Raw genomic sequence first — 24,778 nt, forward strand, 5'->3', positions numbered from 1 at the left:
CCCGTTTAAATCGCCAGCATATCGTTGAGCAGCACCGGCTCGGCGCCCGCCGGCAGCACCGCCATTTCTTCAACCCGATACAGTTGACGTGGAAAGGTGGCCAGCTCCGTAGACTTTAAAATACCACTAACCCGGCAGGATTCCTGGAACAGTGACAGACCACCGGTGGTATGGGGCAAACGGTCGATCAGCAGATCGGCAACCTGCGGCGAGTTGATCAGAATACGCCCCTGTTGTCGCCCGCCATTCTCCCGCTCCAGGTCGTCGACCAGGTAGGCAAAGTAGGGGGTCACCACCACAAAGGCCGCAATCGTCACCGGCAACTCATGCAGCGCCAGTTCTTTTTTCAGTGCCTGTTTTACATTGACAGAAAGGTCGTTGATAGGAAGGTCATCCATAGCAAAACCCTGCCGATCAAACCGGCGCGGCGACGACGATCTCCGTCACCACTTCGGTCTTTACAGAATTGGCGATAAAACAGCTATCGTGTGACTGGTGATGCATCTGCTCGAGCTGCGCCCGGGTCGGCTGCCGGTCGCCACCGAAATGCACGCAGGGGCGCAGGGTAACCCTGGTCATAGCCTGCCTGCCCGAACGGTCGGTATCCATCACGCCGAAGGCGGCATCGGTGTAACTGTCGACCACCAACCGTTTCTTCGCGGCGATCGACAGGAAGAATAACATATGGCAACTGGACAGCGCCGCCACCAGGGCCTCCTCCGGATCGACATTGGCCGCCACCGAGTAGGGCAGGGGCACGATATGGGGGGACGCCGAGGCGGGCACCTCGCAGCCGCCGTCAAACTGCCAGACGTGGGCGCGACTGTAGCGGTTATCCAAAAATGCCTGCTCGCCCCGCTGCCAGCGGACGGTGGCAATATATTCCGACATACGACCTCCGGCTCATACAATCCCAGTCGCCATTGTGCGCCCTCGCCGGAGCGGCGGCAACAGCCAGAATATAGGCACCCAAAACATTATTTTGGCGTCCTTTACCCAACATGTTTCCTATAGTGTAGGAACAGTCCAGATGGCAGTGACGACTCCAATGAATTCCCAAGCGGACCTGATTGAATCCCTGACCGCGGAGTTGCTCTCCTGGCAGAAGAACCCGCCTCCGCGCGAGCAGATGCGCACACAACTGTCCTCACTGATTCAATCGAACCGAACCCAGCATCATCGCCCGGAAAACCGTTACGTGACCGTTATGATGGCGGACATCCGCGGTTTTAATGACCTCACCGCCTCCTATCCCCCGGAAACCGTGGTGGCCCTGCTAAATCAGTGCTTTACGGTGGCAGCCGATATCATTGTGCGCCACGAGGGTGTTGTGGATAAGTTCGTCGGCGACGGCATCGTGGCGATATTCGGCCTCGACCCCGCCCTCGGCGGCGGCGCGGACCAGGGCATCGCCGCTGCCGTTGCCCTGCAGCAGAGCATGCCGGCAATCAACCGCTACAGCCAGCAACTGGGTACGCCGCCGGTACATATCGGCATCGGCCTCAATACCGGCGAAGTCATTGCCGCCGACATCGGCTCCAGCGTGCACCGCGAATACACCGTTATCGGTGAACAGGTCAACCTGACCGCACGTATCGCCGCCCACAGCCTGCGCGGACAGATACTGCTCAGCCAGGCCACCTGGCAGCAGGCGCAGAACTTCATCGAGGCGGGACCGCCCAACACCGTGCACTTAAACGGTCGCCGCGAACCGCTGACCATTTATGAACTCAAGGAAACCCGCAAGCCCACCCACCGGCAGGTACCGCGTATCGAAGAGCGCAAAGGGCCGCGGGTACACGTCAAGATTCCCCTGGCCTTCCAGCGTATCGAAGGGGCGGCGGTGCTGCCGGAGTACCACCAGGGCGAGATTATCGAACTGGGCTACCACGGAATGAAAGTGCGGATTCCGCTTTACCTCGAGCCCAACTCCGATATCAGGTTTCCCCTCTCGATGGCGCAGGCAGACGCCTCCTCCACCGAGATCTACGCCAGGGTGCTGCGAACCAAGATGGCAAGCAGCGACTACACCTCGAGTCTCGAGTTCACCTCTATCGCTCCCGGCGGCCAGGCAGCGCTGAGGGCATTTATCGACCATCTGGTTGCCTGAGCGTATAGCAGCCTGGAGGCCGTATGGTTCAGCCACTGTCCGCTGCGAGCCAGTCGCGCGCCGCATCCATATCGGTGAAAATACGAAAACTGAAACCGGCGTTTTGCATCACTGTTTCCAGAAAATCCAGTTCGGTGTTTTCCGGGCGCCGCACCAACGCCGCCCGCCAGTGGCGGGTCAACCCCATCTTGGTGCTGTGCTCGTAGGCAAAAAAGTACTTGTCAAAGGCGCCGCTGTAACTGGTTACCAAGCGGTAGTCGATCAGCGCCTTGCAAATCTCATGGGTGTTACCCAGCTCAATGGCATGACGGGCAAATTGGTGGGGCAATCGGGTAGAAGAAATATCCTTTTTCGGCTGTACATAAACATAATCCTTACCTGCGGGAACGCATAACTCGTAATCCAATCGGTACTCCTGACAATAACCTCTGATACATCGATACGTCGGGCGACGCGCGGCTCGAACCACCCGACGCCGGGCGGCGATAATAGCCAAAGCAGGGGTAAACACAATGGCCTATAGGCGGTCAGATAGGTCATCAAAATGGAGAGGTTCTCTTTGCCGACCAAACCTGATATCCTCGACCAAGCAAGCGCTTGGTTTGGCTGTTTGTTCTACGACAGCCAAGCCGATATCGGCTCGACTTATTGATGGCAACAAACTTGGTGGCTACTGACTGAGAAGGAGAGACCCCATGTCAGACAAGGTCGTTATTACCTGCGCCCTTACCGGTGTTTTGACCAACCCGGAGCAGCACCCGGTACCCGTAACCGTGGAGCAGATGGCGGCCTCGGCCAGGGAGGCCTATGATGCCGGCGCTGCGGTTATGCATATTCATTTCCGCCGCCAGGAGCCGGGCCAGGGGCACCTGCCGAGTTGGGAGCCGGCGGTGGCCAGCGCCATCAGCGAGGCGATTCGCGCCGCCTGCCCCGACGTCATTATCAACTACACCACCGGCACCATTGGCCGCGACCAGCAGGGGGCCCTCGACTGCATCCGCGCCGGGCGGCCCGAAATCGCCGCCTGCAATGCGGGCAGCCTTAATTACCTGAAGGTGCGCTCCAACGGCACCTGGGCCTGGCCGCCGATGCTGTTCCAGAATCCGGTGGACAAAATCGAGGAACTGCTCGAGGTATTGAAAGAGACCGGCGCTCGCCCGGAGTTTGAATGCTTTGATATGGGGATAGTGCGCTCGGTCGGTATGTTTCGGGACGTGGGGATGATCGATAAGGCCAATTACAACCTGGTGATGGGCGTGGCCTCGGGCATGCCGGCGGATGCCGATCTGCTGCCGATTCTGATCAGGTATATGAAGCCCGACAGTATCTGGCAGGCAACACTGATCGGTCGCCAGGAAATCTGGCCGGTGCACCGCCGCACCGCCGAATTGGGGGGCCAGTTGCGCACCGGCCTGGAGGATACCTTTTACCTGCCGGACGGCGAGCGGGCCAGGGGCAACGGCGACTTGATTCAGGCCATGGTGCGACTGGCCGAGGAGACAGGACGCACGGTGGCCACGCCACAGGAAGCGAGAACGATGTTCTTGTGATCTGAAAAAGAGTCGGTGGTACCCCGCTGCGCAACGGCGCAGGCGTCACAAAACATTCACAAAAATTTAATATTGGATGATCTCGCGCGTGTAATACCCGTTTAACAGTTGTCTGTTTACAAAGACCTGGGACGTATTACAAACTCTCACAATATCCCGCACGCAGTATCGTCCGTCCACTGCCATACACCTTACCCACCGTTGTAAAGCAAATAGATTAAATGTGAACACTAAGCCTTTGATATAAAGGTTGATCTAAGCGTCGCCTACAGTTTCCCTAATGTTGCGCTTAAGGCGGTTCAGCCAGACGTCACCTCCACAGATATAAAGCCACTTTAATGCGCCCTGGATACCGGGGCGACACAGACCTAATGACCGCCCAGATAATCGGTACGAATATCCGACAACCGGTTTTTTTGCAATATTACTGCAACACGAGTGACATATTTCTGAAATCATCATGCAACAGAATCGCCCCATCCTTCGGTTTTGTCCGGGTTTGAGTAGAACGCTTCGGAGCGGTTTTTTCATGCAGCCGACGCACCGCGGGGAATGGCAGCTTAAACATAAAAACCGTTCAGGCCCGCCGAACAAAAAAGTTTTAAAAAACTACTCACTTTATAGCTAAGACTCAATAGGAGTGGAAATTCGAGATGAAGATCAAGACTTTGGTTAGCGTCAGCGTGCTGGCTGCGATGTTGGTTGGTTGTGGAAGTGGCGGCGATATCAAGATCAGTGCCGATACTGTCGATAACTCTGTAGACAACTCAACCGGTGGTGATAGTGGGTCCGCTAATGATGTGTGTGCATCCTATGTGGCCGATGGTACCGAAGTAGAAGGCACCTTCCAGAACGGCAACTGTGTTTACGACCGCTCATTCGTAGGTGTTAATAACCCGATGACAAGTAACCTAGTGATTCCGTTCCTTGCGGGTGGCGCGCATATTTTTCAAGACAGTCTGGTTATCGGTGAGAATATCGACAACGGTGAGACAGGCACCCCGGGAGCTGAAATTCCGTCTGGTGGCCAAGGCCCAACCCTGACAATTGAAGCTGGAGTGACACTGGCTTTTACCAACCCGGGCGATTTCATCTTGATCAATCGAGGCTCTCAAATCTTTGCCAACGGCACCTCCTCCGCCCCCATCACAATGACATCTCTGCAAGATATCAACGGCATAGCTAATGATGGTGACGTCAGTCAATGGGCCGGAGTACTGATCAACGGCAACGGCATCACTAATAACTGCACCGATGCGCAGCGTACAGCAGGCACGTGCGCGGTATCCACCGAGGGCTTCGACTCAAATTATGGCGGCAACGATAACACTGAGAGTTCTGGTGTTCTAAGATACGTTATTGTCAAACACTCAGGCTTTGCGGTAACAGAGGGTAACGAGCTGAACGCAATTACTTTCAACGCTGTCGGCTCAGGTACTACTGTAGAGAATGTTGAGGTGTTTAGCACATCCGATGACGGCCTTGAGTTCTTCGGCGGCGCTGTCAACGTTAAAAACTATGTCGCTATAGGCGTGCGAGACGATTCACTCGACTGGTCGGATGGCTATGTCGGCAATATCCAGTTCGCTTATATCAAACACGACTTCAACCTCGGCAACCGCTGCATCGAGGGTGATAATACCGGCAGCAGCCTGGATGACGATCTGCTACCATTTTCAAACCCCACCCTATCGAATATTACCTGCGTAACAAGCGGTCAAAGCAACACCGGCCCTGAGCTTGGCGACTCCGAGGGCTTCCTGTTACGCCGCGGTACTAAAGGTCAAATCTTTAACTCTATTATTGTTAGCGCCGATCCTACCACTAGCAATGAGTGCCTTGAAATCAGCAGCACCCAGACACGCGATAACGCCGCTGTTGATGACCTCGCACTATCAAGTACCGTTATCTCCTGCTTTGAGCCGACCAAAAATGAAGAACCTATCGGCAGTCAAACAGAATCGGAATGGTTTTTGGCTGGCAGCAACAACGTCATTATTGAGCCTGTTGGCGGAGTGGCAGGGACTGTATTGGCAGACGACGGCCTGACCATTGCTCAAGTCACCAGAGATGACGATGACAATATTACCGCAAGCGTGGTAACCAGGCCTGATACTACCGAAGTCGTGATCAATGCAACCGCTTTGCCAGCGGGCGATTTCTTCGAGCAAGTGAACTTTATCGGTGCAGTTGGCCCCGACGATAACTGGACTGCCAACTGGACTTTTGGCCTATAAAAAACAGCCACAGGGAAGTGGTAACCCTTGCCCACTTCAGTTGATAAAGGGCGGCATAGGTAAGGCGCTTAAGAGGCGCCTTACCTGTTTAAGAAGCCCAAGGCACACTAAAAGACCGGATTGAACATTTTATAGGTATGCTAGCCATGAATCGAAAATACAACCTCGCTCGCAAAAGATTGCCCGCGGCAATTAGCGGTGCCTTGACAATGGCGATTGCTGCGGCCTCTCCCATCGCCTTCGCTCAGGAAGAGCCGGAAACTCCGGCTGAACAAACCGACACTCAGCCCAGCCAGCCGATGGAAGAAGTCGTTGTACTACAACGTCTCAAAACTGCCGCTGAAGATCTCGTATTTGAAAAACAAGAAGAGGCCTTTGTCGCCGACAAGCTGGGTATCGAGCAAATTAGTCGGGCGGGAGACAGCGACCTGGGTTCAGCACTGCGCCGTGTTACCGGGCTGACCCTGGTTGACGGCAAGTTTATTTACGTCCGCGGATTGGGTGAGCGCTATTCCAGTACTCAGTTAAACGGTGCGGCTGTACCATCGCCGGATCTCTCCAGAAACGTCATCCCGTTGGACCTGTTCCCGGCGAATGTTGTTTCATCACTATCGATACAAAAGTCTTACTCGCCCGATATGCCCGCAGCTTTCGGCGGCGGCGATATTGATATTCGAACCCGCAGTATCCCCAATGAATTTATCTTTAACATCGAGGCCGGCACAGGCTGGAACTCAAACAGCAGCGACGACGCTATTACTTACAATGGCGGTGATGACGACAACTTTGGTACTGATGACGGAACTCGCGCGTTGTCTTCACAAATTAAGCAAGCCATCGCAACCTACCGTGGAAATATATCGGCCTTTAACATTCAACAAACTCTGAACTTCGACGGTACACAACATACTTTCGAAGAGGGCCAGGCAATCAACCGTGAACTGGCTACGGCATTAAACAGGAATGTGGAGCTCAAGGACAAGTCTCTGAGCCCGGATATCGACCTAAAAGGCACAATTGGCAACAATTGGTTCATCAGCGACGACCTGGAATTGGGCGCTATCGGCATCTTTGCCTACAGCAACGAATGGCGCAACAGAAACCAAATAAGGCGTGCCGCCTTTCCCGATGGTGGAGACGTGGGTGCGGGCGGTTTTCTCACCGAGGAAGATATCACCCGGACAGTTCAAGAAGTGGAAATGACCGGCGCAGCCAACTTTGGAGTGCGATATCAGGATGATCACTTTATCGAAACATCCTCACTGTTTTTGCGCAACACGCAAGACGAAGCTCTCGACACTATCGGCGAGAGCATCGATGTAAACCAGGCTGTCGGTCTACAGCGACACGATACGGAAATCCGTTATGAAGAACGAGAATTATTTGTAAACCAAATTCGCGGTGAACACGCATTTCCTGACTACTGGGGTATCGAAGGCAATTGGTTCTATTCCGATGCAACCGCAAAATCGGACATCCCCAATGAAGTCAAAATCGAGGGCATCGATGATATTGACAACCAAACCGGAGCAATTATTCAGCGCAAAGTGCTGGAATCGGCAACCGCCGCCTCTTACCGCTTCCAGGAACTCGAAGATGAAGTGGAAAGCTACGGTTTTGAAGCCAGTCTACCGCTGTCTTTCAGTCGCGCTGAACTAACACTAACGGGTGGCTATGAATATAATCGCAAAGCTCGTGACTATGCCGGATTGACAGTTAACATTGACACAGCCGGAGCCAACCTGGCCGCTCTAGACGGCAGCATAAGTGAAGTGTTCTCCGATGATAATATTCTCGATCCGGACAACCGTTTCGAAACCACTCTCGGGTCCGGCAAACCGGAGAGCTATCTGGCAGCGCAGACCACAGAGTCCGGGTTTTTCATGTTCGATTTGTACTGGGGAGACAACTGGCGGTTCACCGGTGGTGTACGATCGGAACAGTTTATGCAAGTATCAATTCCAATCGACGATCTGGATTTTGAAAACGGCCCATCTAGGGAAGTCATCGAAAGCGGTTCATTTTCAGAGGACGATATCTATCCGGCATTTTCCATGACCTATATCCATAACGATGAGTTTCAGCTTCGTTTTGGCTATGGTCGCACCACCGTACGGCCGGATCTTAGAGAAGTTACAGATATTGAGTACATTGACCCGCAAACGCGATTTCGCGTCTCGGGCAATCCGTCTCTCATAACATCGCAATTGGATAACTTCGATATTCGTGCAGAGTGGTATCTCGCCAGCGGCGATAACTACAGTGTAGGCTTATTCTACAAAGATATTACAGATCCGATAGAGCGCATCGAGACTTTCCGAACAGAGGCTGATGTTATTCTTGGTTACCTGAATGCCGTAGAAGCAGAAATATACGGGGTGGAGTTTGAAGCCTTGAAAGACCTGGCTTCAATTCACGATGCATTTGAAGGGTTTTTCTTTTCCGGCAACCTGACATTTAGCGATTCTGAGATAACTGTTGGAGAAAACGATATCGGGCTTACCAACAACGAACGCAACCTCACAGGCCATTCAGATTATGTTGCCAACTTGCAGTTGGGCTTCGACTCCGGCGATGGTCTGCACAGCGCGTCTCTGGTGTATAACGTTTTTGGTGAGAGAGTTTTCTTCGCCGGACGCAACGGCGTCGATGATGCTGTAGAGCAGCCCTTTCATTCGCTCGACCTTATTTACAGCTTTTACCCCGGCCTCAATTCCAGCATAAAGGTCAAAGTCCAGAACCTGCTCGGCGAAGAAGTTGTAATCGAACAAGGCTTGGAAGGTGAAAAAAACTTCGATATCTTTGAAGAGGAAGTGGGGACCACCGTCAGCGTTAGCTATAGCTGGGAGTTTTAATCTCCGCCCTCAGACCATTTAGCCTACTAAAGGCCGCGCATTAGCGCGGCTTTTTTTATGTACTATTATTCTTGTAACGGGTATATTCCAATACCAGGCATATAAAAGTGCGGCCAAGAGCCTGGATTCAGAGAAATCCTGTTGCAAATGGCACGCTAGATAGCCTATTTGTCATCGTTATACCTATTTTCTACATCGTGACCGTATATATGACAGGATGCTTTATTCAAAGAAGACAGCACATATAGCTATAACACTTCTACTACTTTTGACCGCAGGTCATACGATCTCCGCGACAAAGCTCCCTGTATCCGCCTTCGCCAACCTGCCCTATATCCAAACTGTCAGCATTTCCCCCGGCGGCACACATATCGGTTCTTGGCTGAATATCGACAATGGCTCGCTGATCATAGTCAAAAGCGTAAACACCGGCGAAAGCGTACCGGTCATTTCCACCGACAACACAGAATTCAAAATCAACTGGTTCCGCTGGGCCAACGACGAGCGGCTTATTATCAGTCTGCGCTTTGCAGCCAATCGCTATAACCGTCCTACAACGGAAACCCGGCTGGTCTCTATCAACCGTGATGGGACGGATGCTTTTAACCTGGTAGAACATATCCGCCCGTTGATGAATCTGCAGGACAACGTAGTTGATTGGTTGCCGAAAGACCCGGACCATATTCTGGTTGCTGTGGTCGGCGAGCGAGATCGGCCTATCGGGCCGGCGGTTTATAGAGTCAATGTCTACGACGGACAGAAAGCCCGAGTCCAACGACCTTACGCCCGTATTACCCACTGGTTGACCGACCCGTTCCATCGAGTGCGCGTAGGTATGCGGATTGGTGCAGAGAGCACTGCAGTCTATATCCGGCAGGGCCGCAAGGGCTGGCGCTCAAAGTGGTTGTTTGACAATTTTTCTCTCGGAGAAATCTGGCCTCTCGGTTTTGGTCTCGATCCCAATACGTTGTTTGTGCAATCCTATCACCGAGGACGCAAGGCTATTTTCAAAGTTGACATCACTACGTCGTTTCATGAAAGAGAGCTGGTATTGGCGGACCCAACCTACGATATCGAAGGTGAGTTGGTCTACTCGCCCCGTGGTGAGGTAGTGGGTATCAAGCACCTGCACAACGGGGCTCATCACTTTTGGGACGAGAAGTATCTGGGCCTTTACAACGGTATAAAAAAGCAATTTCCCGATACCAATAATCAACTGCTGTCTTTTAGCAACGACGAGAAGCGCTATATATTATTGACTACCAGCGATGAGGAGCCCGGCACTTACTATTTCGGGGATCGAAAACACAAAGTCATCACTCGTATTGGCCCGCGTTATCCCAATATCGATGCATCGGTTCTTACCGCCACACAAAAAATCAACTATCCTGCTCGCGATGGAACCTTGATAGAAGGCTACTTGACTCTACCGCCGGCAGCTTATCCTGACCGGCCGCCCGTAATCATATTCCCACACGGCGGCCCGATGGAGCGCGATAGTAAAGAATTCGACTACTGGACAGCCTTTTTCGCCAACCGTGGATATGCCGTCCTACAAATGAATTTCCGCGGATCGACAGGTTACGGTATTGAGTTTATGCGAGCCGGCTTTAAGAACTGGGGCCGGCTGATGCAAGATGATATCACCGACGGTGTAAATTGGTTGATAAAAAAAGGCATTGGTGATCCGGAAAGAATGTGTATCGTCGGCGCCAGCTACGGCGGTTATGCGGCCATGATGGGACTGGTTAAGACACCAGAGCTGTATAAGTGTGCGGTCAGTTTCGCGGGCATATCGGATTTGCCCAAGTTTGTCTTTGCACAGAGAAACAAAATCAAATTAAATCAGATTGGGGATTCGTGGAAGCAATTGTCAGAGACTTCGCCCTTGCATCAGGTAGACAGAATTACCGCACCATTGCTAATTTTCCACGGTGAAAAAGATCGGGTCGTTCCCGCCAGTCAGACCCGCGCTATGATAAAAGCGCTCAAGAGCGCGAAGAAGGAATACACCTATATCGAGCTGCCAAATGGGGATCATTACCTCAGCAATCAAGAGAATCGGTTACTGCTATTTAGAGAAATGGAGATTTTTTTAGCACAGCATCTCGGCTCTAATGAGAAGAAATATGCAGAAAATACCCTTGCCCAGCCATGACTTTGGAATTAGGGATGGCATTCTTTGCCGCATCCCATGCAAAGCGCACGACAATCCCTGCATTGGTATTTGTGCAGACAACAGCATCTAAAGCGGTAACCCACCGTTTTCATCCTCCGCGCTCTTTCTTATTCGCCTTCTAATATATTTTAAAAATATTCACTTGGATGAAGCCTTGTATTCATCCTTCGACCTTATACTGCGCTTTCCCATCAAACAAGGGAAACACATGTGGAAATCTTCCAGAGCTATTGAAAGGAGTGAAAATGCAGATTAAGCCGATTTTGAAAAAAGGTGTGTTCGTTTTACTTGCCTGTGTAGTTTTCTCACAAGCAAGTGCTCAGCAAGTTACTGTGTCCATCACCTCTGGTGGAAACAGCAACTCGGCCGGAGAGTTTAAAGCTTGGTGCCTGGATTCAGGTAAATCTTGTAAGGTCACAGGAAATCGCACACACCATGCCGGACCGAGGTCATGTTCCATGACATGTGAAATCGACGAATTGGCGATCTTTTCCTGTGAGGCCAACAACGTTGATCGCTGGGTTGATGATGTGTATGTGCCAAACTCTGCCACCTTAATCAGCATGTCGAGTAATCGAACTGCCTATGGTTGGGTAGTGTCCGAATCAGCCAGCGTTTCTTGTTCTTACACCGATTGATAGCTGGCTAGTCATAGGTAGCAGGTGACATACTGTGGTTAGTGGTGTGTCACCGGCCATTTTAGCAACACAGGGAAATCATGTTTTAATGAATTACGTGTGTTTCAGATTTTTCTGCCTACAGCCAGGGTTGGCGACAGAGTTGTCTAAATGTAATCACTAACCAACTGTTAATGGGGCTAAAGATAACCCGACCTCGAAGGGAACTCGTGTCTGTTCAACTTATCTTTGATGGGCCTCCATGTAACTGCGAAGTAATTTGTTGATGCGGGTTTGATAACCTTGTCCCTGCGCTTTGAACCACTCCAACACATCGGCATCCAGCCGCAGAGTCACAGGTTGTTTCGGCGGTACCCGCACTTGCGCGTTACGGAAAAACTCGTCGCCTAACTCCGGGATATCGCTGGTATCAATGTCTTTATCCGGCATCTCAGCCAGGCGCTTCCAATCAGTTTTTGAGGTTTTGTTCATATCGGCGTACCTCGTATTTCGTCGCTTTACGGGCAGAGATAATGCGGATCACATCATCCCGGCGTTCGGTATAAACCACCACACCCATCAAGGTGTGTACCCAGCCAATCGCTACCCAACGCTCTTCACCGTAATCGTCCCGATTGTCCGGTAACGTCAGTATGGGATGGTTGAAGATATCTTCTACATCGGCAAAGTCGATACCGTGTTTGCGAATATTGACGGCATTCTTTGCCGCATCCCATTCGAAGCCCATGACAATCCCTGTATTGACATTTGTACATACACCGGCATCGTAACACGGTAATCCGCCGTTTTCATCCCCTTTGTTGTTCGCCTCTTGTTCCAGACCCAACCACCCTATGTACCTCCCCAGGGTTAGCGTATGCCCCGCAAGCCCTAGGGTCTCCTCGCCTCAGCCTGGTCGAGAGGGAGGTCATGCACTTGTTTTCCTTGGCCATGGCGTGCCAAAACAGGTGGCATGAACCGGTTTTGTCGATGTCGGCTTGTTGCACATAGCGCCTCACCAGCCGGGTAATCCGTCCCAGTGTGAACACATCACCCGGGCTGGTCAGGAAGAGGTTGTCGGTATCCTGCCTTCCCACCCATTGGTAGCGCTGCTCAAAGGCGTCCCTTGCGCAGGGCAATGACCCTGGCGCCTGGAACAACTATCACAACCGGCAGCCTGGCTGGGACAGACTGAGCTTCCCCCAGTTTAGCGGTGCTTGTCCTCGCTGTTTCTTAGGTTATTAACGACTCAGTGTCCCCGGTACCTCAAAGAATTGGCACATCATTAGCAGCGGTATCGATGACACTGCCGTTTACACCGTAAGGGTCATTAACGACCTTCATGCCTCAATTTCCCAAGCTCCCTCTAAGGAACGTTATTGTACATGTGCGGAGATTTTCTATTGCTGCTATGTAACTACAAAAATCAGGGAACTCATCTCCGCTGTTAGCCAACCAATCAATTAAAACTTCAGAGCGATAAACTGAGCTTTCCTCTAAGGCATCAGTTAACTCATTGATATTTTCTGGCTGCTTTCTAAGACAAGTTCGTGCAATACCTATAACTGTATCAGCCCGCACTTCAACCTCTCCAAGAACTGAAGACCCCCCTTCTTCTGCTTGCCACTCGAGCTCATGCAAAACCTTTCTATTTACAGAACTATTAGAGAATGCAGTTTCGAGAAGTCTAAGTAAAACAGCCAACACTTTTTTGTAAGAAACAGCCATTAATTCACACCATAAGTTACAATTTTTCCATTGCGTTCGATCAAGAACTCACCATTTTTCCTGTTCCATCTAGTTGCACCATCATCAAGAATTGTTTTCTTTGCACCTTTCTTGTTGAAATTTGCAGCCTTACGAAGGTATTTAGGTATGTCACCTCCAAAACCATGCCTTCTGGCATGATCTCTAATACTATCAGAGAGAGTGCTATAGGTGGCTTTATCCCACTTAGATAGTAACTCTTTAGCTTCGCTTAAAGGTATTCCCCTTAAGTTGCCAACTCCTGGATTTCTCCCAATAAGTGAAACCACCATTGCGAGAGCCGGCGCTAAATCGCGCCCTAACTGCTCTTCTGAACTTGCCGCCGCCGGGAAGGGTGAAACAAAACGGTCAGTGCCTAATATATCAGCTAAAGAAGGATCACCCGGTAATATCGGTATGATCGGATTAGCGATACCAATCAATGGTTCATGAAAGATTGCCGCAATGTTCTCTTCAACAAACCTAATGCCAACACCGCGCGCAACATCACCGCCACCACCACTACCAACATTGGTGCCTACAGCCCACCCCGCCGACGCAGTCCCCTCACCATTCGTATACTTCCCACCCGTCGCAACACTAAACCCCACCGACAGCGAAAAGCTATTTTCTTTGCCTCCGTGAGCCTTCCCAAGCCCCTCAATCGTACTATTTCCTACTGCATTTGGCGATGCATAGTTTTCCAAATCGTAGAAGCTATCACGCAACAGGATATTTCCCGGACTGACAAAAGATATCTCCGACGCACCTATAATGGGCGCACCGGCCATCGGCAGACCACTGCTTCCCGAGCGACGCCCCGAATCGCGCCGCGGATCGTCGCGGGAATAACCACTCGGGTCAGTCGCATTGAGCGGATTGTTCCAAACATAACTATAGCGATTAAAACTCTGCCCATTGTCCGGTGCCTGAATAAGCGGATCGGCTTGCAAGAACCTCCCGAGCTTTTGGTCATAGATACGGCCGTTCATATGAATCAGGTTCATTTCATCGACCATCTCATGACCGGTAAACCCTCGCGATGTCGTGGGTTTTATCGCTTTCCAGTACTGTGTTGAGATATCTGTAGCCGACATTTCACGCCAGGTGCCGGGAATGCGCCGCGCCCCCCAAGGATCGAAGTCCAGCGCCGCTTTCACACCGCCACCGTCATTGAGGATATGGCTGACACTCCCCAAATGATCGTATAACAGGTAGTTAAGCTCAGTGCCCGAACCTGCGCCGGAGGCGGTATACCTCTCGGTAACCAGTGCCCGGCCGGCAATCGATCGCTTCCACTCACTGCTGCCGTCGGGATAGTAGATTTTTTCCACAGCCCCCAGGTACAAGGTGACAACATCACCGGCAGAGCTGGTGTCAACCCGCTTATAGCGAGATTGGTCGGGCCCGTAGAAAAAGCGGGTGGTTCGACTAGCCCGCGCGACAGTATCCACCTTACCCATCGCCCTATACGTCAGCGTCCGCCCTGCACCACTGACCATCTGGCCGTTGCTGTTGTAGCTGTAGTTATGGCTCCCGGCTGCGGTCACGGTATGCGGCCGGCCGCCACCATAGACGTAATCAGAGGCACTGACATCGGACTTGCGTTTGATATTGCCATTGGCGTGATAACCCACGGCGACGGTGTGGGCGGCATCCCCGGATACGGTGTAGCCAGTCAGGCGATTGATGGCATCGTAAGTAAAGTCCTCACGCAAATTCCGGGTCGCGAGTTGTTGACCGCCGGTAAGACGCAGGCCGTTGGCTTGTCGATAATCGAGATTGCCCAGAGCACTCCAGCCATAGGTGCGGTATTGTAACGTGCCCACATGGGCGGTGATATCACTGCTTGCCTGCTGCCACTCCACCAGGCCGCTGTCGGCGGCATAACTCGCAGTGAGATACACGATACCATTTCCGTACTGCGACGCATCTATATTGCCGTGCTGGTCTACAGATTGAACGGTATAGTAATCCTCATTCGCTGCAGATCCAGTGCCGGAAAGGCGGGCCAGGAAGCCATGTTGGTTATAGTAACGCGCTACCCCGTTTTCATTCCAGGTTGCCGAGCCTCTGGCCGCGTCGAAAACTTTCACCAGGCGGCCTAGAGCATCATAAGACCATCCTTCATAATGACTGGCTACCTGATTAGCATAACCAGCAATACGTGTCATTTTGGCGCCCGGCCGCCCCATATCATCGTAAGCCACTACTTGAAAATAATCGCTGTTTAAGTCCGTTACATAATCCAACTGTCCCAAGCCATTGTCGGCCGAATCATACTGCCATTGATACAAGGCATCGATCTCTCCGGTAGTACGAATCTCATTGCGCTCAACAACCCGGCCTCTGTGATCATATGATTCCTCAACGGTATTTCCTTCGGCATCTGTTGTTTTTAGTAATTCTCCAAAAGCATTGTAAACAAAATGGGTGGTGCCGCTATCGGGATCATTGATCCAGCGTTTGCGTCCCCGTTTGTCATAATTCACGGTTATGACTACGCCATCAGAGTCAGTCGTCCTGGCTAGATAGCCATTAACATCATAGTCATAACTCAACCGAAAGCCGTTGTGGTCCTCTGACGATACTAACTGGTTTAGTGCATTTACAGTTCTTGAGTGCTTCTTGTTGGCAGCATTATAAGTGGTGGATTGATAACCATCATATACCGTCCTGGTAGAGCCATAGAACGGGTGGCGAACCTCTACTTGGCGCCCGAGAATATCATGGTCATACTCGATCCAGTATTTGGTCGAACCGGAAAAATATGGCTCAGTCTCCCTGACCAGGAGGTTGCGGCGATCGTATTCATAGTCGACAAATACCCATCGCCCGTCAAACCCTTGCGATACAGAGCGAATAAGCCGCGACGCAATATCGAAGCACTGACGTGTTTCGCCGCCGTCTCCACGGCGATTACGACTGTAATAGGCTGTCGCCGTGGGACAGATACCACTGGCGCCCCTGGCCAGCGTGGTGGCACTGTAAGCCCCATCTGCAGAGGCCTGAAAGTAAACGAGGCCGAAAGCACTGCTGTTGGCACGTGATTTTATCCATCGGTTCAGACCGACACGGTTGTCAGCTTCAATGACATTACCGAATTTATCCCGTATATAAGCTTCAGTCTGCAACTCAACCCTGTTGCCGAAAGCATTTGTAACACCCTCATAAACCTCGATTGGCTGACGTCCAAATTCATCGTAAACGATTCTTTGCGACTCCCTCACTTCTCCCGACGGTGCTGTAATCAAAGTCTGTGTCACATTACCAAAGGAATCGTGGTGATAGGTTTTAGTGACAGTCAAGGCGGCATCATCCGGTTCGATAGTTTCGGAAACCAGAATGCCACGGAGTGAACCGGTAGTATGGTAACCGAAGGTCGAGGTGCGGGTCTGCGTATTCCCGTTGCGGATTTCGGTAACGGACAAGCGAGACAATCTGGCCAACTGCCTCTCCCAGGCGGTCGTACCATATTCTTTCACGGTAGTTTTTGTGCTGAGAACCTGCCCGGCATTATTTTCTACAGACTCAGTCATACTCAGTATATTCAAGTACTCGTCTATCTGATTAACCGTTGTTGTGGTGGTGCTAAGCAATATTCCCTGGCTCGCCCCATTGTTGGCCAATGCATAGTCCTCACGCACAGAAACAGACTTGTAAGGCTGCATGACACCTAGGCTGGCGGTGCCGTTTTCGATAGCCTCCTGAGGCCAGGTTGACTGCCAGTTGTGCAGCGACCAGGTGTGGTGTTCTCGCGCCAACAAATGCCCCTCGGCAGAGCGCGTTTCAGCACTGGTAAGCCTGCCGATCAGCGGCCAATCCTGCCGATAGCTTTCAATAGTTTCCATGCCACTTTGCTCATCTATGGCTTTGATGCTTTCGAAACCGAGAAAGCCGCGACCGGCGGCTTGCAGCTTAATACCGGCATAGTAGTAACTGGTCACTTGCGTAGCCGCTTGATCGACGGCAGCAGCAGTCAAATCGTTTGCCGCCGGCGCAGAGGTTGCTACACGCGTAACGATGGGGAGCGCACCGGTCATCGTTTTAACGTGCTGGACGGCACCCAGACTCTGAGAGTTTTGCTGTATATCCGCAAATGGATCAACCAGTGTTTCATAGTACTCATTCACTGTTGCAACAGCATGCTGCTCCGCCCAACAGCTTGATACACTGTTGCAGTTGACGACAGGATCAACCTGCAAGCCGGCATAATGATCTGAAGTGACGGCGCTTTCATAGGTGATGTCTGTTTTATGACCAAGCCCTGTTATCACTGAGGCAATCTTACTGTCCGCCGGGGCGCTTGTCGGTGAACCCGGCTCAGCATAGTAGATCTTCAGCCTGCCATCGTCATAGTGGATATAGTCGACATAGCCATCACCATTAATATCTCGGAAATAGTTGTGGGGATTACTGGAAAATAAGTAAAAGTAGCTGTAGTAAAAATCACAATTATTCGAACCTCTTGGACAAAAATCGACGGCGGGTGAAAAACGATTGGCGCCAATGTCCCAATAACTGACTTTAAGTCGCCCGCGGGTACCTTGGTTGCCGTTATAACCCAATTCGGCAAATTGAAACCAAACAAAGTCCTCGTAGCCGTCACCATTGAGGTCGACAACCTGCGCTGCAGTGTCGTGGCGATAATGGAAGGGTTGGTCGAAGTAGACTGTAGTCGCATCACCCTGAATCGGATCGGGCAAATCGACCAAGACTTGAGCAGGCTCAAAACCGTTGCCATTATTCATTATATACAGCCAATCGCCGGCACCGATTTTTATTTTTCCACCCCCGCCAATACCACCCGGCACAACGTCTGTCAGATAGATGATGTCGGTGAGACCGTCATTATTCAAATCGACCAAACGATACTTGGAAGCTTCCCAGAAGGATTTGGGCAGTGATTCGACACCGTATGGAACCAGATAGACGTCCGTCTCAGCAGTAGGTGAATACAGACGACCGTCACTGCCTAGCCGGGCCTTTTTCTTTATAAAAGGCACAAAAGTCTGTGTATTCAGGCAATTGATACGTGTTTGGGAGTAAGTGTAACCAGGTGGTGGTCGATCACAGGAGTAGAGGTTTTCAGTATCAAAGGCAACATAGTCAACCACACCATCGCCATTGAAATCCGCTACGCCCTCTGCATTCTCAGCCAGCCGTTGCACTTTGGAATGTATGCGATAGGTACCGTTTCCCTGCTCCAACAGAAAGCGAACCCGCTCTTCCGGGCCCACTTCATAAGGCGTATAGACAGATGTGGATGACGAACTCGGTGTTAGGGGAAAGGTTCTAAACGCGCCGACGCCGGCATCTGAAGCAAAGGTAGTCGACCCTATCAGGTCAGCCAAGCCATCACCGTCAGCGTCGCCAAAATACAAACGTCTTGTCGGTAAATTAGGGGGAACTATGGCCTGACTTGATAACCTCCAATCGCCAGAACCATGGCGCTGCGAAAGATATATCTTCAAATCAGTATTTAGCCAATAGGTAGCAATATCGTCCCTGCCATCATCGTTAAAATCAACTACAGAAAGGAATTTATTGCTATCAGCACTTACACTACCATTGATGAAATTGGTTCGCTGTAGTGTTGTTCCCTGACTCAGGGCACACTCAATGCCGTTTTGGCTCTGCCAGGCGATATCCGTTTTTTCGTCGCCGTTAAAATCGGCAAATATCAACGAGCCAGAGTTTTTAATATTGATATCGAACTCGTAGGGAGTACTCCGAAATCTTCTCTCTGCCAGATTCCATGTAAAAAGCGTAGGCTCACGACATAGCGTATCCACGCATTCCTGTATGCTGGTTAGATAGTTTAAAGATGTATTGCGATTGGCCAGATTTTCATTGTAGTTTAGGAAATACTCTCGAAACTCATTGCCAGCCGGGTCTGTGAGTCGAATACCTGTCAACAAGTTAGGATTTTTAAAGTTAAAGCCTTCGACGTAACTGCTTCGAGCATCATTGTGCTGGTCATAATAAAATCGGTACTGGTAAGACCAACCGTTTACCCAGGAAGTATCGCTGATATATCCATATCTTATTGCGAAGATATCCATACTGTCAGGGGAGTTAAGGTAATCAAAAGCAATAAAATTACCGACACTGTCTTGAAATCTAGTTATGCTCCAGGCAAGAATTTCATCGGCGAAGGTACCGTTTTCCAGTTTGCCCCTTAACTCTGAATCCCAATCGCCTTCACCGCCATATCGGGTTTCTGATCCGTCGCGCCGCCTTACAATAAAGTAATCGGGGTTATGTGAAGAACCACGCATGGATACCGTAGTATAGCCATCGTCTACCTCCGGGCGATAGAGCCCGTTACTCATCTGGATAAGACGAATACCGTCGAGACAGTACGCATCAAGGCTCGACCAAGTAATCGGCTGGGGATTTTGATCTTGCTGCAGTGTTTTTCGACATCGGGTAATAGTGGAAAGGCCCCCTATAGACCAACCGACACCAGCTACCCCGTTGCCGGCCTGACTCGAGTAATCCAAACTCAGTTGCGGTGTGACACCACCATTCCCGCGAACGGAGAACAACGGTATGCTGTAGGAAAATGCTCCCGCCTTTGTAACTTGGTAACTCCCTTGAGTGCTGCCGGTTAAATCTGTCTGCCTGACATCATTGTTTGTAACGACATCAGATGCTGCAACTGCCATCGGCGCTGTCGATGCCGGCACTGTGAAATGGTAGCCGGAGTCAATACTGAATTCTTGTAACAGAATACTCGGATTGAGCCCCCCCCCGCGACGACCACTTCCACTGCGGCGCCGTATACCGAATCGGTAAACTCGACTCGTAAATCATTATAGGTGTCTCCATTATAGTCGAGTACGGAATAGGGTACGTTACGCAGACTTATACCGGTGGTATCGACAGGATCGAGTCTGAGCACAGGGGCCAGGAAGTAGGGCTCGGCAGCATCCACGCTATTGATAAGATAACTGCTGTTGTCTGCGGTTTTGGCTTGCAGGTAGATATCGTCTAGTCCGTCGCTGTTGATATCCCCAATCAACAGGTTGTGACTGTCGGGAGCAAACAGCACCGGCTGAACAGAAGCGCCGACAGTGACTGAAATCTTAGTAGATAGTTCTTCGCAAACCTCTTTTTCCCGATCATCGCCAATATAAACAGTCCGACATTTTTTACTCTGAAAGCTGTAGGTGCCGGGCCCTGTAACGCTGACAGTTCTCGGATTACCGCGCCGTTCTGTCAGTGTGGTCGAGCCGTCCGGATTTGTTTGATAGACAACCAGATAGCCACCATTGGAAAGCTCGGCGTACAGGTCAAAAACGCCATCAGTGTCGAAAAAGGGCCCCTGGTCCTGCCCTTGCCATTGGAAAGTGAATGTCTGGTCGGGCACAGTTACCCGTAGCATTGCAGTCCCGACGGCACTGCCGGCAGGGCCAATACAGGTCACAGTAACCGTCCAATCAGTGGTTCGAAGTATCCTATAATTCTTAGACCCATTTGGCACTGTTGTCGGGTCATCGGGGATGCCGCTGCAACGAGTTACATGAGTGGAAGACCAGTGCAACCGGGCATAGTCTCCGCTGACAACCGAAACGGGACTAAAGTATGCACTAACCGCTGGTACCAGCGGCGGACCGGATTGCACCAATACCTCAACGGGAGGCGCGGCGCCGCATCGTACTCTCTCTCGATCGTCTGTGATATATTCTACCCAGCATATTTTGACACGAACCGTATAAATCCCGTCTTCAAGGTTACTGAAGCTGTAACTCGTATCTTGATATCTCGCTGTGTATTCACCGATAACACCGACACTTAATTTGCTGAGACTAATTCTGTATTCTTCAAAGTCGTAGGGTTTGTCAAAAATGGGGTTCGGCGGTGTTTGCCAGGTTATTGAAAAGCTTCCGTCGTCATCGATCTCCGGGCCAGTTAAATTCTCTGGGGGAAAAACCTGCGCAACCAAAGTATGGGAAAGCAGTAGCGTGAAAAAAGCCGTCAAAAGTCTGGAATACACGTTTTATTTCTCCAATTAATAAGGCTTTGCCTGAGTAATAGACAAAGCAAGCTATCATCTTGGAGTCCAAGTTGGAGTCCAAGCTCTTGCATTCGGAAAACGGGAAAAATTAGAAAGTACTCAGCGACGAATTTAATCAGGAATCACATTTACCATGACAAAGTTCCTTGTTCGTTTTCAATATTCCAAAGTGAGGATAAAAGCGTGTGGAAATAGCAATATTTGCATGTAGTATTGCAGAACGCTTGACCTCGATTCTGCATCTGCAAGATGACAAAAATATTACTGTTTTATGAAAATAGATTGTTTGAGGTCAATTCTCTACCTCAACCGTTGACAATGTCTACTGTCTGTATCGGTGATTTCAGGTACGGGCGGGCATGTCGATCATCCGTATTTCATACATCTGCCACTTCTTCTGTGTAGTATCTTCTTTACTAAAATCCATGCGGAGTGACTGCTTGTGAAAAACACCATCAACCAACAGCGCCGCCGCTGGCATCACCATTTCAGAAATGAAGTCATTCTGATTCGCAATCACAAACGCGGCCTCGAGGCGGACGACTCGCCGCTACCCATTGTCGGAGCCGGCTTGGCACTGATATACGACAACCTGCAGTTGGCGGGCGTGATCGGCGGACTCGGCCGCGGCAAACCTGCTGGGACAGACACTCGAAGCCGTGCCAGGGGTATTCGTTACCAAATTACCAAACCTATCGGTTAAGGATTAGCTGGGACAGACTGAACTTCCCTCAGCTTAACGGTGCTTGCCCTCACCGTGCCTCCTTTGACAGTGCATGCCCTAGCTCTTTCTTAAGTTATTAACGACTCAGTGTCCCCGGTACCCGGTACCTCACTTATTTATTTGTAAGAAACTCACTAGTTTTTTCTTTCTGGCTTAAGTAACGTATACATTTCTTTTTGAGTTGATGGTAGTACCCTTTAGAAAAATCAATCTATATATCGCTGCTTACTTTTATCGAGGAAACTCCAAGGCGCTTTACGCCTAAACTTTGCTCAGTGAACAATAAACTGTACCCAGAATACCCTCACTTTTTCAAATTCGGTATCGCTCCTCTTTCCAGCTTTTCAAATATCTCTTTCAACTGCCGCTGAATTAAAAAGCCGTTGGCATCGAGGACTGCTGGCACATCCCGAGTCTGTCGAATGAGGGCAACGATAGCTATGCAACCATTACTAGTGGGTACATACACCAGGTAGTGCTCCCGAATGGGATAAATACTCAATTCGACTGTGTCGACAATAGACTCTATGGAGGCACAATGATTGTGGTTCTGAGCAATACTTTCAGCACATTTGTGCAAATCAGTAAAGTACTGTTTGGTCAACGCCTTTCCCCATCTGGACAAAGACCATTGCCACGCCGCTCGAAAATCGCCCTCGGCAGTTTCAGTTAGAATGTAATGTCTTCGCTTCCCTGCCATCGAATCACTCCTCCTGTGCTATATCGAGGATGGATTTGTCAGAAAAACGGCCATGAGACAAATCATCTAAACCACCCAGCACGTGCTTAACTATCGATTGGGATTCCATGTCACGGCGGATCAAATCTCGGAGATATTCGCTTGGTGTCGCATAGAGACCGGCATCACCCGTGCGGCTATTGATAAAGTCTCGCAGCTCATCAGTTAGGGATAAGTTCATACTGCTCGCCATCGTGTGCGCCTCCGTCATATAGTTACGGCGACTCTAGCCTTTATGTCAAATAATGTCAATATTCGACAAAGAGAGTAGAAGGGTAAAGTTTAAGAGGATGAACCAGATCATCCACCGCGGCCAACCGGTGGATACTATCTGCAGCGTAAATACGCATAGTGTTGATGCGGGCAAGGGGTGCCTAACGGATGTAGAAAGTGTCAGCCACTCTCTCCAAGTAACATTGTTGCCACTGCCTGTGGAAGCAGGTGACGCGAGCCGGCTTGTCCATGTCCACCTGCTGTAAACACCGCCTCATCAACTCGATAATCTGCCCAGAAGAACCATATCATTCATACCGGTCGAAAAAATGTCAGCATATTGCTGAGGCTTTGGACACCACGCCTCTTATACGAAGGGCAGACGCCTTGGCGGGCGGGAGAGGCACTCAACTTTGATGGAGAAGCCTGCTGGGACAGACACTCGACGCTGATCAAGCCATAGATGCTGGGGGCAGAGTAGTGTTCTTTATCTGACAGCGTTATGGGAGTTGCTACTCGCATGGTGATAATTCGGCAAAGTGAATTTTACTAACTATACCAAGGTCAATCTTAATCTGCAGTTTATTTGAAGCACCACACTAGCTGTGTCTTAAGTTATTAACGACTCAGTGTCCCGGGCTTGCTCCTTTACTTGAGCCAAGAGCGGTTGCACCTGAAAAGGCCATCGCGTATCCGCAGGGTTCACACCCATCGGTTCGGGATCGATACTCCAGGTCGATAAAAATTCGTCACTATCTTAGAATACGTCTCTCTACAACTTGCTGGACCCAAAAGAAATGAGTAACGATTCCTGGTTGTGCTTCGATTGTCGAGAATCCTACAGAAGGTCACGTCCCTACGATAAAGAGGTAACCTGCGCAAAGTGCAATAGGCCATGCCACAATATCGGCTATCGAATACCCGTGCCGCCAAAACGTAAGATTAAGGCTTGGATGAAACTGCGGGAAAGTGAACGGCAGCGGTTATGGCGCGGTCGAACAATGGTGGCCAAAGAGCGCGTTCGTTTGATACATGACCTCGAGCAAGGCCTTTCACGCCTTGAGATCTTATCAGCGAATAAAGGACGTGCAGCGGCTATCAAACAGATAAAAAGAGATTTAAAGAAGCGGTGTATTTCTTATAGAGACTGAGTGTAAGGGGATAAACCACGTTTTCATGCTCTTGGGCCCATTTCGGTCGGATGACCCAGATCGTCTACCGACGCCAGCCGGTGAATACTGACCACTACACTCTTGCACTACCCTGACCTCACCTTCAGGGCACTGTGCTCTGGCCAAAGTTGTAGGGAATTAGATGCGTGACATAAACTGTCCCCAGCGACAAAATGTCGTCTGTCCCGCGCTACTCATAGCGTCAAATGCACCCGCGCGCTCCCACAACTTGATTTCCATTCCCCACATTAGGGTGTTATTGGCATTGGCAACATACAACGGGCGACACAAAAAGTCATGAAACTCTCACTACAGTTCCCACAAGACTTGTTCCTTGGAAAAATCCTGCTGGCCTGGGCAGCTTTCTTCGCAGCGGCGCGCGAAATGCTGGAGCAGGCGGCGGCCCGGAGGGGCAGGTGAAACAACGGGACCTCGAAGTGCGGGCCGGGGTAATCAGCCACCCGGCGAGCGGCCGCCGATAGAGGTCTATATCCTTCCCAGTGACGAGCAGCCTGGCGGTATGGGAGAGCCGCCCGTACCCTCTGTCACACCCGCTTTCCTGAATGCCGTGGCCGGCGCCGGCGGCCCGCGCATAAGGCGACTGCCTGTCGGG

At 50.8% G+C, this 24,778-nt stretch carries 18 protein-coding genes; 8 read left to right on the plus strand and 10 right to left on the minus strand.

Going from position 1 to position 24,778, the window contains the following annotated elements; genetic code table 11:
* Positions 1 to 5: 5 nt before the first annotated feature.
* Positions 6 to 398 carry a hypothetical protein gene (locus FKG94_RS06650; RefSeq protein WP_142903434.1) on the minus strand — a complete coding sequence of 131 codons (393 nt, stop codon included), beginning with the start codon at positions 396 to 398 and terminating at the stop codon, positions 6 to 8.
* 16 nt (positions 399 to 414) lie between these two features.
* Positions 415 to 891 (minus strand): OsmC family protein, encoded by a 477-nt coding sequence (locus FKG94_RS06655; protein ID WP_142903435.1) that lies wholly within the window; start codon positions 889 to 891, stop codon positions 415 to 417.
* A gap of 157 nt (positions 892 to 1,048) precedes the next feature.
* Between FKG94_RS06655 and FKG94_RS06660 the strand changes: the two genes are divergently transcribed.
* A complete protein-coding gene (locus FKG94_RS06660; RefSeq protein ID WP_179957516.1) occupies positions 1,049 to 2,110 on the plus strand; it encodes an adenylate/guanylate cyclase domain-containing protein in 1,062 nt (353 codons plus the stop codon).
* Between the two features lie 28 nt (positions 2,111 to 2,138).
* Here the strand turns inward: FKG94_RS06660 and FKG94_RS06665 are convergent, their stop codons facing one another.
* Positions 2,139 to 2,516, minus strand: coding sequence for a hypothetical protein (locus FKG94_RS06665; protein ID WP_142903437.1), 378 nt, complete (start codon positions 2,514 to 2,516; stop codon positions 2,139 to 2,141).
* Between the two features lie 289 nt (positions 2,517 to 2,805).
* On the opposite strand from FKG94_RS06665, the gene FKG94_RS06670 reads away from it, so the two are divergent.
* The 5 genes from FKG94_RS06670 (at position 2,806) to FKG94_RS06690 (ending at position 11,569) form a co-directional block, all read left to right on the plus strand.
* Complete coding sequence (locus tag FKG94_RS06670; protein ID WP_142903438.1) at positions 2,806 to 3,660, plus strand: beta-keto acid cleavage family enzyme; 855 nt, start codon at positions 2,806 to 2,808, stop codon at positions 3,658 to 3,660.
* 653 nt (positions 3,661 to 4,313) lie between these two features.
* Positions 4,314 to 5,897, plus strand: coding sequence for a hypothetical protein (locus FKG94_RS06675; protein WP_142903439.1), 1,584 nt, complete (start codon positions 4,314 to 4,316; stop codon positions 5,895 to 5,897).
* A gap of 146 nt (positions 5,898 to 6,043) precedes the next feature.
* Positions 6,044 to 8,752, plus strand: a complete 2,709-nt coding sequence (locus FKG94_RS06680) for a TonB-dependent receptor domain-containing protein (RefSeq protein ID WP_179957517.1) — start codon at positions 6,044 to 6,046, stop codon at positions 8,750 to 8,752.
* Between the two features lie 268 nt (positions 8,753 to 9,020).
* Complete coding sequence (locus FKG94_RS06685) at positions 9,021 to 10,910, plus strand: alpha/beta hydrolase family protein (RefSeq protein WP_179957518.1); 1,890 nt, start codon at positions 9,021 to 9,023, stop codon at positions 10,908 to 10,910.
* 266 nt (positions 10,911 to 11,176) lie between these two features.
* The gene (locus FKG94_RS06690) at positions 11,177 to 11,569 is read left to right on the plus strand and encodes a hypothetical protein (RefSeq protein ID WP_142903442.1); all 393 of its coding nucleotides are present in this window, start codon (positions 11,177 to 11,179) and stop codon (positions 11,567 to 11,569) included.
* Positions 11,570 to 11,791: 222 nt separating this feature from the next.
* Here the strand turns inward: FKG94_RS06690 and FKG94_RS06695 are convergent, their stop codons facing one another.
* The 5 genes from FKG94_RS06695 to FKG94_RS06715 form a co-directional block, all read right to left on the minus strand.
* Positions 11,792 to 12,040, minus strand: a complete 249-nt coding sequence (locus tag FKG94_RS06695; protein ID WP_142903443.1) for a BrnA antitoxin family protein — start codon at positions 12,038 to 12,040, stop codon at positions 11,792 to 11,794.
* Positions 12,018 to 12,296: a BrnT family toxin gene (locus tag FKG94_RS06700; RefSeq protein ID WP_142903444.1), complete on the minus strand. Its 279-nt coding sequence runs from the start codon at positions 12,294 to 12,296 to the stop codon at positions 12,018 to 12,020. The genes FKG94_RS06695 and FKG94_RS06700 overlap by 23 nt, the downstream gene beginning before the upstream one ends.
* 599 nt (positions 12,297 to 12,895) lie before the next feature.
* Entirely contained in the window at positions 12,896 to 13,276 is a 381-nt protein-coding gene (locus FKG94_RS06705) for a hypothetical protein (RefSeq protein WP_142903445.1), read from the minus strand.
* Positions 13,276 to 19,965, minus strand: coding sequence for an FG-GAP-like repeat-containing protein (locus FKG94_RS06710; protein ID WP_142903446.1), 6,690 nt, complete (start codon positions 19,963 to 19,965; stop codon positions 13,276 to 13,278). Before FKG94_RS06710 ends, FKG94_RS06705 begins: the two co-directional genes overlap by 1 nt.
* Entirely contained in the window at positions 19,908 to 21,296 is a 1,389-nt protein-coding gene (locus FKG94_RS06715) for a fibronectin type III domain-containing protein (RefSeq protein WP_142903447.1), read from the minus strand. The genes FKG94_RS06710 and FKG94_RS06715 overlap by 58 nt, the downstream gene beginning before the upstream one ends.
* Positions 21,297 to 21,759: 463 nt before the next feature.
* Between FKG94_RS06715 and FKG94_RS06720 the strand changes: the two genes are divergently transcribed.
* Positions 21,760 to 22,020, plus strand: a complete 261-nt coding sequence (locus FKG94_RS06720; protein ID WP_142903448.1) for a hypothetical protein — start codon at positions 21,760 to 21,762, stop codon at positions 22,018 to 22,020.
* 325 nt (positions 22,021 to 22,345) lie between these two features.
* Here FKG94_RS06720 and FKG94_RS06725 read toward each other — a convergent pair whose 3' ends face one another.
* Together FKG94_RS06725 and FKG94_RS06730 are read right to left on the minus strand one after the other, a co-directional pair.
* Positions 22,346 to 22,741, minus strand: coding sequence for a type II toxin-antitoxin system RelE/ParE family toxin (locus FKG94_RS06725; RefSeq protein ID WP_142903449.1), 396 nt, complete (start codon positions 22,739 to 22,741; stop codon positions 22,346 to 22,348).
* A gap of 4 nt (positions 22,742 to 22,745) precedes the next feature.
* Complete coding sequence (locus FKG94_RS06730) at positions 22,746 to 22,961, minus strand: ribbon-helix-helix domain-containing protein (RefSeq protein WP_246124985.1); 216 nt, start codon at positions 22,959 to 22,961, stop codon at positions 22,746 to 22,748.
* A gap of 1,501 nt (positions 22,962 to 24,462) precedes the next feature.
* Here FKG94_RS06730 and FKG94_RS29345 point away from each other — a divergent pair.
* Entirely contained in the window at positions 24,463 to 24,585 is a 123-nt protein-coding gene (locus FKG94_RS29345; RefSeq protein WP_281284220.1) for a hypothetical protein, read from the plus strand.
* The last annotated feature ends 193 nt before the right edge of the window (positions 24,586 to 24,778 follow it).

Origin of the sequence: Exilibacterium tricleocarpae, assembly GCF_007004655.1 — a bacterium.
Lineage (GTDB): Bacteria > Pseudomonadota > Gammaproteobacteria > Pseudomonadales > Cellvibrionaceae > Exilibacterium > Exilibacterium tricleocarpae.